An 11,575-nucleotide genomic window follows, 5' to 3' on the forward strand; every position below is an offset into this window, starting at 1 on the left:
AAATGATAGTTAGAATTTGAAATTATAAGTCACAAAGGGAATGGCGGTCCCAAAGATGGATAGCTTATACCCGTTTGTCTTGCCATTTTCCGAAACAAAGTATACGGAATATGCATTCCTGCGGGCAAACAGGTTGTACACACCCAGTGTCCAGGAGCTGGTGCCCAGTTTTTTGATCTTATGATTGCCTTCCAGGTTTACAGAGAGGTCCGTCCTGAAATAATCCGGGATGCGGTACTGGTTGCGGTCTTCATAATAAACACGGTAAGAGCCCTGGTAGTAATAGCGCGCTACCGGTAAGGTAATAGGCCGGCCCGTGCTGTAAAATGAAGTCAGCGATACGGCCGCGCGGTGGGAGAACCGGTAGTTGGCAATCACATTCAGTACATGCGGCTTGTCATAGTCTGCCGGGTAGTACTGGCCTCCATTGATCTTGTCTGCCACCTGCGGATCGTCCATGCGCAGCAGGGTGCGGGAATAAGTATAGCTGATCCATCCATTTAGTTTACCACTCTTTTTCAGCAGGAACTCCACACCATAGGCCTTCCCCACGGCATTGGCCACATCTGTTTCAATGTGATGATTGAGCAGCAACACGGCGCCGTTCTTATAGGTCAGGGCGTGCTGTAACCGCTTGTAGTAGCCTTCCACAGATACCTCGTACATATCATCGTGGAGGTTTTTGTACAGACCTAATGACACCTGGTCGGCTGTTTGGGGCTGTATGTATTTATCACTCAGCTTCCAGGTATCTGTGGGCGATACCACCGTGGTATTGGTGAGCAGGTGTATATACTGGCGGGTACGGTTGTAAGCAACTTTTAAGGAGCTGTTATCGCCCAGTTTGTAGCGGAGGGATACGCGGGGCTCGGGGCCATGGTAGGTTTTGATCAGCTTACCGGTGCCATATGTGGTGGAGTCAAGGAGGTTAGCTTCCGTTTTTTCCAGGCCGGGCGGGTAGTTGTATTGCACATGCGGTCCCAGGTAGTTGAACATGGAGTAGCGCAGGCCGGCTTCTACGGACCATTTATCGTTGATCGTGTATTGGTCGCTGATGTACAGGGCGCTTTCCAGTGCCTGTTCGGCATCCTGCTTATCTTCCAGTGCCAGGCTGCTGTCCAGTGGTTCCAGGCTACCGGGGTGTAGTTTGTAATAGAGGGAAGAAAATCCCATTTCTATGCGGTGCTGGTTGTTTGGTGTGTATACCAGGTCTGCATTGGCGTGGAACTGTGATACATCGAATTTGTAACGGAATGCATTCAGTTTCAAAGCCGTGCTGGACATGGCAAACTGGTAGTTGTCTGCTCCTGCACTGAAGTTGCCATAGAGCTTGTTATTAAACAGGTGACGCCATTTCAGCACCCCGTTAATATTGCCATAGCGGTACAGTGTATCTCCGTTGAGCTTAAACCTGTCGCCGCTATTGTACAGTGATACATAGATGTTATTCTTTTCATCCAGTTCACTGGAAAGTTTCAGGTTCACGTCGTAGAAATTGGCGTGGCTATCCTGGTACTGGTCCGGCAGCAGCTTCAATGTCCAGTCAGCGTAGGTGGTGCGGCCACCCACCAGCAACGTGGTTTTGCGACCAATGGGGCCCTCCAGCGTAAGGTGGGCGCTGAGCGGTCCTATGCCGCCGGAGCCGGCAAACCGCTGGTTGTTGCCCTCGCGGGTCAGCACTTCCAGCACGGAAGACAGGCGGCTGCCATAGCGTACCGGTATGCTGGCTTTATAAAGTTCGGCATCTTTTATCAGGTCAGAATTGAATCCGGAGAAGAAGCCGAAGAAGTGAGACGGGTTGTAAACGGTGGCTCCATCCAGCAGCACCAGGTTCTGGTCTACATTGCCGCCCCGCACATTGAGCCCGGTAGTGCCTTCACTGGCAGCGGTAACGCCCGGTAGGGTTTGTACCGCACGCAGCACATCCACTTCTCCCAGCAAGGCGGGTATTTGCCGGATGGTTTTAATGTCCATGCGGTTCACACTCATGGAAGGGGAGTTGATATTGTTGGTTTTGCCTCCGCCCACGGTTACGGTGCGCAGGCTGGTAACAAATTCATGCATCAGCACATTCAGTTGCCCATTGCCCCGCAGGTCTATCTGGCGGCGGGCATCGCTGAGGCCTACACAACTGATCATCAGCGTATGCCGGCCTTTGGGAAGGGTGATGGTAAAATAGCCGTAGCTGTCTGCCATGGCCTTGGCACCGGGTATGTCCGAGATATAAATGGAGGCGTGTCCTACGCCTTCACCCGTGTTGCGGTGGCGTACATAGCCGATAATAGTGGCATACCCCAGGTTGTTATTGACGGTACCTACGGTAAACAGTTTATTTTCATCGAAGTCTACGAACGATTTTGTGGCGGGTGCCACTTCACCGGGTGGGGCAGTGGGGTATTTACCTTTTCCTGCCGGGGCTTTACGGGGACGGCCTTTGCTGGTATAGTTGCCCTTTTGCCCAATGGTCATGCTAAGTTCCTGGTTGTGGGTAATGTAAATATTGCCATTGGGATCGGCGTTCACGTAGATATGGGACGACTTTGGAAAGATCTTCTCAAAAGCATCGCGTATTTTCATTTTACCCTTCAGGCTTATGCTGAGGGTGTCAAAAATTTCGGGGATGTAATAGCAAGTGCTTTGTGTTTGCTGCCTGATCTGGGTGGCCATGTCTTCCAGGTGGCCGGCATTAATGTCAAATGTGACCTGTTGGTCCAATATAGCCGTTCTTCCCTGCCCGCCCACACTTATTGGAATCAGCAACAAGCACAATGCGAGGAGTGGTTTCATTGTACTGGAGTTATAAAAATGAGAAGGGGCGGTTAAAAACGGGCCACATTCATACAGTATTCGCGATAGCGGGCAGTGGATGCCAGTGCATCGTCACTTTCCAGCGGATTGTTACGCTGGAAGATCTTGGTTTGTTTTTTATTAACGTTGAGCAGTTCGCTCAGGTCTTTAAGGCTTTTAAAGGAGTGGAACGCATTGTCCACTTTAATATAATCATAGTGGTGGTCATGCACTACGTCGTAGAATGCGCCATCCATGTATACCTGGTGGGAAATGGACTTCGTGTAGCGTACGTAGTACGTGTATTCCGGCGCTGTTAAAATGCGGGCGTAAAATCCTTTGGGAAGGCCCAGTGAATCGGGGAGTTTTACGAATGTTTGATCATATACGGTAAAGCTGTCTATCTGCTCAGGGTAGAGAATGATCTCCGTGCGGCCGTCTGCATAAAGGGTGACCACCCGGTCAAGGCTCAGGTCATATTTCAGCAGGATATGCGTGTAATGCCTGCCAAAATAGGTGATCTCACCCTCTGAAAAATGATCACTCTGGTAAAAAGGATGTTTATTCTCAAACACATTTCCGGTAATAGGGGTCACGTATTCTATACCGTTGTTCACGGTGGCAGCATCAGAGGGCCCCTGGGCAGTAGCCATTTTGCTAATAACCAAGCAAAGTACTAGTAGCTTTATTCTCATACGCTGAACATTAAGAGATAATAAAAATGACAATCCAATAAAATGACGAACCAACAAATGATGAGGATCCAGTAAACTAAGTGTATCCTTTTTCTGGCCACAGGGAACTAGAGTTGCAAAATATTTTGGAAAAAGGTACAATTTCGAAATAAGGCGACGGTTAACAACTTGTTAACCGGAGATGAAATTTTTTGTTTCAGAAGAATCTGGGGAGAAACGAAATGATCTCTCTCCATTCAAAAATCTCAGCAGTACCGGCAGGTAAGGTTTGAAAAATTAATCAACAGATTTTGTAGAAAATATTCGCAGGTAGGAGTGTACGGTCATTTACAGACATTTCCACCATCTTCGTGCCGGGATATTGGCCCCGGGGCAATTAAAAAGGCACGCCATGACAGCGTGCCTTTTTGCAATTGTTGCAGGATAGAGCGCTAGTTGCCTTTCTTTTTCAGCAGGCCACCCAATGTATTTTTCAGTGTTTGCCCAGCTTGTTTACCTGCGTCCTGCACGCTGGCAGGCTTGCTGCTGTCTTTGTTGCCCAGCAGCTGTTTGGTCAGCTGGTCTTTGGCAGCGGCTACGGCCTGGTTCTTCACGGCATTCACAGAATCCTTGATCGTAGCTTTTGCACTGTCCACCTTAGCCTGGACCAATGCCGTGGCCTGGGATTTAATGTTATTGGTCGTCTCCTTCAGGTCTGTTTTGATGGCGGGTTTCAGCATGCTGCCGCCCATGGCAATGTTAAGGTGCACGCTGTCGCTCAGTTTTACCGGGATGCCCTTGTTATTGGCCTGGGACACCAGGTTATCCACCAGCGCATTGCCCTGCGTGCCCAGCATGGTGCGGGGCAGGGCCAGCTGCATATTGTAATCCATGCTCTGGTCCAGGCCGTGGGAGCCCGCCACCTGCATGCGGATGCCATTGGTTACAATGTTAAACGGATTTACCACTACGCGGCCATCCTTGAAGGAAAAATAGGTCTTGATGTCGCGCAGGGAAATGTCTTTCAACTGGGCCACATTCAGCGTAGCAGCTACCTGGTCCAGCGGGGCAAATTTTTGCAGCACGCCTTCTATCAGCAACAGGCTGCCATTGCCGTTCAAACTGTTAAGCACCGGCATCATATCCTTGCCCAGCTTACCATCCACACTCATTTGCGAGGTGATCTTACCGGTAAGGAACTGACCCAGGGGCATCAGTTTCTGTACAGTATTAAATGCATTGAAGGTCTCGCGGATATCCACTTTTTCCACATCATAGTTGAAGTGCATATCCGGGTTTATCTTACTTGCTTTTGTGCTGTAGCTGCCGCTCATGCCCAGTGTGCCTTGGAGGGCATTGCTTTTCACATCCTGCAGGGTCACGGTTTCATCTTTTACCAGCAAGGTTCCGCTCACATTGTTCATATCCAGCTTGTCGTAATGCACGTTGCCGGCGCTGGCTTTGAGGGTCAGGTCCAGATTGGCGGGCACGGCAAAAGGCACTGCGTTCGCGGTATCGGCAGGCTTGCTGGTGGTGGCCGGCGTGGTGCCGGTGCTGGCCATGAATTTGTCCAGGTTGATCTTGTCTGCATTTACGCTGAAGGCCCCGTTGAGCGCCTGGTTTTTAAACATATAGGCCAGCAGGTTATTGATCTCCCCGTTGCCGGTAAAGTGGCTGCCCAGGTATTCGGCATCCACGGTGGGCACGCTTACATTTTTGGGATTGAACGTCAGCTCCAGTGCATTCAGTTTTACACCATCGGGATAATCTTTGCTTTTGTACAGCATGTTGTGAATGCCCAGGCTACCGGCAGCATAGAACTGGTCGTATGCCTTTCTTTCAATAGCAGACAGGTGGCCCTTGGCACTCATATCTGCGTCCAGCAGGCCATTCAATTGGGTACCCCCTTCCAGCTTCACAAATTGCGATAACTTGCTGAGGTCCAGCTTCCCTTTGGCGCCTCCATCCACATACATGTCAGACACCGGGGTGGCTACCTGCAGGTGGAGGTCCAGCGGGGTACCGTCCATTTCCAGGTGGGCTTTGGAGAGGTCTATCACCGTGTGGTCCGGCACGCCATCGGGACTGGCTATTTTCAGTGCCAGCTGGATGTTCTGCACGGGTTTGGGCAGGTCGGGGTATTGGAAGAAACCATTCTGCACCCCTATATTGAGCCCAAAGGCAGGCATTTCTTTTTCTGAATAGGTACCTTTTACAAAGCCATCGAAGGTAGCGGTACCACCCGTCTTGATCTTATCAAAATCCTTGGCATAAATGGCGGGGATGAGGGAAAGCAGGTCTTTGAACTGGGTAGAGGCGCTCTTGAACGTGAGGTCCATGCCGTAGGCGCTGGCGGGCAGCATCTTAAAATTGCCGGCAGCATCCACTTCCAGGTTGTTCAGGTGCATTTTGCTCTGCGGAATGGTGTAGGTGCTGGTCGTGTTATCTACCTGGATATCCGCATCCAGGGAGGCTTTCACAGCATCCAGGTAGGGGATGAGGCCATAATAGAAGGTCACTGCCTTTGCCGTAGTGCTGGTAGCCAGGGTAAATTTGTCCTGGGTAAAATCTCCTTTACCACTGTGGTCCAGTCCATCAATGATGAGGGACATGTGCCCCTGGTGGTCATCGTAGCTGATGTAGGCATTGGAGATACTGTAGCGCTGCAGGTTCATGGCAAAATTGCTCTTGCTGGTGTCCGTGCTTTGCGTGGCGGCAGTATCGGGTTTGGTGATGTCCCAGTTCGCCCTGCCCGTGCTATCAATGATGGCGTGGATACGGGGCGTTTCCAGGCTCACATTGTAGATCTCCATTTTGTTGCCTTTGATGACGCTCATCAGGTCCAGCGCCACGTCTATTTTTTTTACAGACAGCAGGGTATCGCCGGCAAAAGGCGCTTTGTTGATCACCTGCAGGTCCTCCAGGCCCACGGCCAGGCGGGGGAAATGGCGGAACAGGGAAATGTCTATGTCCTTGAAATCCACCTGTGCGTTCAGGTTATCATTCAGTTCAGATTTCACCTTGGCCAGGATCTTATCCTTAAAGAAAAAGGGGATGGCGATGGCGGCTGCAATGAGTACAACGAATACGATCAGTACGATCTTGAGAATCTTCTTTAACATTATGGTATGATAGGTTTGTCAATATAAATCTAAGATACACGTAAATATTTGGAAATATTTAATGGATTATAAGGAAATGCCATTCAGTAGCTTGTGGCCGATATTCCGTAATTTAGCGGCGTCTAAAAACTGATTTTGCTGATGACACCAGAAAGAAGGGAAAGGCTGCTCACGGTTTTGCGCCAGCGCCAGGCCGGGCTTACCGTAGTGATGGAAAACGTTGAAGACCCGCATAATATTGCGGCGGTAATGCGCACGGCAGATTCCGTGGGCATCCAGGATATTTTTATTTGCAATACGCGCATCGCCCGCCACAAGAACTGGGGCTTTAAGAGCTCGTCCAGCGCCCGGAAATGGGTGACAGTACATCAATATACGGACCTGAACGAATGTGTGGCGGAGCTGCGCAAACGGTACGAAAGGATCTATACCACGCATCTTTCTTCCGATGCTAAAAGTATGTACGACCTGGACTTTACCAGCAGCATGGCGCTGGTATTTGGCTCTGAGCGCGATGGCGTGAGCGAGGGCATGCGGGCCTACGCGGATGGTAATTTTGTGATCCCGCAGATGGGCATGATCCGCTCCCTCAATATTTCCGTGGCGTGCGCGGTAACGCTGTATGAGGGGCTGCGCCAGCGCACGGCGGCCGGCATGTACAGCCGGCAAAGCCTGCCCCAGGCACAGTTTGACGGCCTGCTGGAACAGTGGGGCTTCCAGGAAGAAGAGGAATAAAACACCGGTATTATTATAACAGAAAGACTGCGCACACCACGCAGTTTTTTTATACCCGGCATTTCCCTAAAAGAAACAGCCGCACCATTTTGTGGTGCGGCTGTTTTCATTTTATCGTTCCAAAATAAAACACGGCATCATGCGCTGCAGGTTACGCAGCCTTCTTCCATGGTGCACACGGCGCCTTCTGCAAACTGCTCTTCGGGCGCGGTACCTGCACCGGTAACCACGGGCTGGATCTGCTGTCCGCCTTGTTTTTCCACGGTAAACTGTACGGCTTGTGTAGCAGCTTGTGTGCGCAGGTAGTACATGCCGGTTTTGAGGCCTTTCTTCCAGGCGTGGAAGTGCATGGAAGTAAGCTTGGCGGTAGTGGGTGTATCTACAAAGAGGTTCAGTGACTGGCTCTGGCAGATGTAAGCGCCACGGTCGGCCGCCATGTCGATGAGGGTACGTTGTTTGATCTCCCAAACGGTTTTGTACAGCTCCTTGATGTTAGACGGGATCTCGTTGATATGCTGGATAGAACCATTGGCAGCGATGATCTTGTTTTTCATGTCATTGTCCCACAGGCCCAGTTCCACGAGGTCGTGCAGCAGGTGCTTGTTCACCACTACAAACTCACCGCTCAGTACGCGGCGGGTGTAGATATTGGAAGTGTACGGCTCAAAGCATTCGTTGTTGCCCAGTATCTGGGAAGTGGATGCGGTGGGCATGGGCGCCAGCAACAGGGAGTTGCGCAGGCCTACTTTCTTGATCTCTGCTTTCAGGCCATCCCAATCCCAGCGGCTGGAGGGCGTTACGCCCCACATATCAAACTGGAGGATGCCTTTGGAAGCGGGGGAACCGGGATAGCTTTCATAGTGGCCATCTTTTGCCGCGAGGTCTTTGGATGCGCTGCACGCTGCAAAGTAAATGGTTTCAAAGATGTCCTTGTTCAGCTGCTTGGCTCCTTCCGATTCAAAAGGCAGGCGCAGCTGGATGAAGGCATCCGCCAGGCCCTGTACACCCAGCCCGATGGGGCGGTGGCGCAGGTTGCTTCTGCGGGCTTCTTCCACGGGGTAGAAGTTATTATCGATGATCTTATTCAGGTTGATAGCCACCTGGTAAGTGATGTCGTATAATTTCTGGTGGTCAAATTTGCCTTCGGTGATGTAGCGGGGCAGGGCCAGGGAGGCGAGGTTGCACACAGCTACTTCGTTGGCGTCTGTATATTCAATGATCTCCGTGCAGAGGTTAGAACTCTTGATGGTGCCCAGGTTCTGCTGGTTGGACTTGCCATTGGCAGCGTCTTTATACAGCATGTAGGGGTTGCCGGTTTCAATCTGCGCATCGAGGATCGCGAACCAGAGGTCCTGTGCGTTGATGGTTTTGCGCGCACGGCCTTCTTTTTCGTATTGCTCATACAGCTTTTCAAATGCTTCGCCCCAGCATTCGTGCAGGCCGGGTGCTTCGTGGGGGCAGAAGAGGCTCCATTTGCCGTTCTGTTCCACGCGCTTCATGAACAGGTCAGACACCCAGAGGGCAAAGAACAGGTCGCGGGCGCGCATTTCTTCTTTACCGTGGTTCTTGCGCAGGTCCAGGAATTCAAAGATGTCTGCATGCCAGGGTTCCAGGTAAATGGCAAAGGCGCCTTTGCGCTTACCGCCGCCCTGGTCTACATAACGGGCGGTGTCATTAAATACGCGCAGCATGGGAATGATGCCGTTGGAAGTCCCGTTAGTACCGCTGATGTAGGAACCGGTAGCGCGGATATTGTGGATGCTGAGGCCAATGCCGCCGGCGCTCTGGGAGATCTTGGCGGTTTGTTTCAGCGTATCATAAATACCGTCAATGCTATCGTCCTGCATGGTGAGCAGGAAGCAGCTGGACATCTGCGGCTTGGGCGTACCGCTATTGAACAGGGTGGGCGTAGCGTGGGTGAACCAGCGTTCGCTCATGAGGTTATAGGTGTTCACCGCTGCCTCAATATCTTCCTTGTGAATGCCTACGGCCACGCGCATGAACATGTGTTGGGGGCGCTCTGCGATCTTGCCATCCAGCTTCAGGAGGTAAGAGCGTTCCAGTGTTTTGAAGCCAAAGTAATCGAAGGCAAAGTCGCGGTCATAAATGATGCTGGAATCCAGTACATCCTTGTGTTTCATGATGATCTCATATACGTCATCAGACAGCAATGGCGCAGGTTTGTTCACCTTCGGATCTACGTATTCGTAGAGCTTTTTCATCGTTTTGGAGAACGACTTTTCTGTTTCTTTATGCAGGTTGCTCACCGCCAGGCGGCTGGCCAGCAGGGCATAGTCCGGGTGTTTGGTAGTGAGGGAGGCAGCGGTTTCTGCGGCCAGGTTATCCAGTTCAGAGGTGGTCACGCCATCATACAGGCCGGTGATCACTTTCTTTGCCACATCGATCGGGTCCACGTATTCAGTATGGAGGCTGTAGCACAGCTTTTCAATGCGGGCAGTGATCTTATCAAATTTAACAGGCTCCTTACGCCCGTCTCTTTTTATTACAAACATCGTGAGTATAATTTAGGAGGTTAGTAATTATTTTGTCCTAGGTCCTAGGTCTTAAGTCTTAGGCCCTGGTATCTTAATTGATCGTTAATTTTTCAATGTTGCCTGAAGTTTGAAAAGCCGGTTTTGTATTTCCGTGATTATTCTCTCACAAAAATCAAATTGAGCGGTCGTTACATAACCCAGCTTTTCAGCAATTAGTAATTGTGTGCTGAGTTCTGCGGTAGAACCACTTGCAATACCAAGGAAATGTGCGAACTCAGCATTTGAATTTCTTCCCGCGCCTTCTGCAATGTTGCTTGGAATGGAAACCACACATCGTCGCAATTGGGAAGTGAGCCCGAATCTTTCATCCGCAGGAAATGTCCTTGTAAGCTTGTATATAATTAATGACAAATCCACTCCGTTTTTCCAAACAACCAGATTTTTATACTTGTTCATGTCGTCTGAGTTTAAAGATATAAACTCTAAAGACGGCATCGCTTCAATTTTGCATTGCCTGGTACTTAGGACTTAAGACCTGGTACCTAGGACCATATTAAAAATCTTCATCCAAAGAAAAGGTCTGCGCATCCTTCTGGCCACCCATCACGCCGGATTTCTGGTAATCGCCCACGCGTTTTTCAAAGAAGTTGGTCTTGCCTTGCAGGGAGATCATTTCCATGAAATCAAACGGGTTGGTAACATTAAACATTTTGGTATAACCCAGTTCACTCAGCCAGCGGTCTGCAACGAATTCGATGTATTGTGCCATTAGGCGGGCGTTCATACCGATGAGGTCCACCGGCAATGCGTCCGTGATAAATTCCTTTTCAATCGCTACTGCATCGCCAATGATGTGGTGTACCTGTTCTTCCGTCAGTTTATTTTGCAGCATGGAGTACAGCAGGCACGCAAATTCGCAGTGCAGGCCTTCATCGCGGCTGATCAGTTCATTGGAGAAGGTCAGGCCGGGCATCAGGCCTCTTTTCTTGAGCCAGAAAATGGAGCAGAAGCTGCCGCTGAAGAAAATACCTTCTACGGCTGCAAAGGCCACCAGGCGTTCTGCAAAGTTGCCGCCTTCTATCCAGCGCAGTGCCCACTGGGCTTTCTTGGTCACGGCAGGTACCGTGTCAATGGCATGGAAGAGGTGGTTCTTTTCTGCCGGGTCTTTTACGTATGTGTCGATCAGCAGGGCATATGTTTCAGAGTGGATATTCTCCATCATGATCTGGAAACCATAAAAGCAGCGGGCTTCGGGGATCTGTACTTCGCTCATGAAGTTTACGGCCAGGTTCTCATTCACGATGCCATCACTGGCGGCAAAGAAGGCCAGTACGTGGCTGATAAAATGACGCTCACCGTCGTTCAGGGAGTTCCAGTCTTTCATGTCGCCACTCAGGTCTATTTCTTCGGCTGTCCAGAAACTGGCTTCATGTTTTTTATACATTTCCCATACCCGGGGATAGTTGATCGGGAGAATAACGAAGCGGTCTTTATTCTCTCTCAATAGTATTTCCTGCTCTTGCTGCATATCGTTAAATGGCTTTCGGTGAAGGAGGTGTTTTAGTGCCCATCCAAAGTTTAGCAATTATGTTTTAATCCGTTATTTATTGATAATCAATTACTTATGATTGAAGAAGGGTGACGTGACTAAACGCTTGCGGGTGAAGGGAAGCGTGGAGAGGAGTCATCCGGTAAATTCGTTGGATTAATGCAAATGTAGAATTCGAGGGGATTCGCTAACCGTAAAGTTGCTAACAGGTGT

7 protein-coding genes are annotated in these 11,575 nt (G+C 50.3%); 1 reads left to right on the forward strand and 6 read right to left on the reverse strand.

The window, feature by feature from the left end; all coding sequences use genetic code 11:
- Positions 1 to 9: 9 nt before the first annotated feature.
- From DCC81_RS13015 to DCC81_RS13025, 3 genes are all read right to left on the reverse strand, one after another.
- Positions 10 to 2,787 carry a TonB-dependent receptor gene (locus DCC81_RS13015; protein ID WP_108687059.1) on the reverse strand — a complete coding sequence of 926 codons (2,778 nt, stop codon included), beginning with the start codon at positions 2,785 to 2,787 and terminating at the stop codon, positions 10 to 12.
- Between the two features lie 32 nt (positions 2,788 to 2,819).
- On the reverse strand, positions 2,820 to 3,455 hold the full coding sequence (locus DCC81_RS13020) for a hypothetical protein (RefSeq protein WP_133177653.1): 636 nt from the start codon (positions 3,453 to 3,455) through the stop codon (positions 2,820 to 2,822).
- A gap of 458 nt (positions 3,456 to 3,913) precedes the next feature.
- Positions 3,914 to 6,583, reverse strand: coding sequence for an AsmA family protein (locus tag DCC81_RS13025; RefSeq protein WP_108687061.1), 2,670 nt, complete (start codon positions 6,581 to 6,583; stop codon positions 3,914 to 3,916).
- A 141-nt stretch (positions 6,584 to 6,724) separates the two neighbouring features.
- Here DCC81_RS13025 and DCC81_RS13030 point away from each other — a divergent pair, with 141 nt between their 5' ends.
- Positions 6,725 to 7,318: a TrmH family RNA methyltransferase gene (locus DCC81_RS13030; protein WP_108687062.1), complete on the forward strand. Its 594-nt coding sequence runs from the start codon at positions 6,725 to 6,727 to the stop codon at positions 7,316 to 7,318.
- A 137-nt stretch (positions 7,319 to 7,455) separates the two neighbouring features.
- Here DCC81_RS13030 and DCC81_RS13035 read toward each other — a convergent pair whose 3' ends face one another.
- The 3 genes from DCC81_RS13035 to DCC81_RS13045 form a co-directional block, all read right to left on the reverse strand.
- Positions 7,456 to 9,831: a ribonucleoside-diphosphate reductase subunit alpha gene (locus tag DCC81_RS13035; RefSeq protein ID WP_108687063.1), complete on the reverse strand. Its 2,376-nt coding sequence runs from the start codon at positions 9,829 to 9,831 to the stop codon at positions 7,456 to 7,458.
- Positions 9,832 to 9,915: 84 nt separating this feature from the next.
- Positions 9,916 to 10,269: a four helix bundle protein gene (locus tag DCC81_RS13040; protein ID WP_108687064.1), complete on the reverse strand. Its 354-nt coding sequence runs from the start codon at positions 10,267 to 10,269 to the stop codon at positions 9,916 to 9,918.
- Between the two features lie 97 nt (positions 10,270 to 10,366).
- On the reverse strand, positions 10,367 to 11,341 hold the full coding sequence (locus DCC81_RS13045) for a ribonucleoside-diphosphate reductase small subunit (protein WP_108687065.1): 975 nt from the start codon (positions 11,339 to 11,341) through the stop codon (positions 10,367 to 10,369).
- Positions 11,342 to 11,575 lie beyond the last annotated feature (234 nt).

The organism is Chitinophaga parva (assembly GCF_003071345.1).
In the GTDB taxonomy this organism is placed as follows: domain Bacteria; phylum Bacteroidota; class Bacteroidia; order Chitinophagales; family Chitinophagaceae; genus Chitinophaga; species Chitinophaga parva.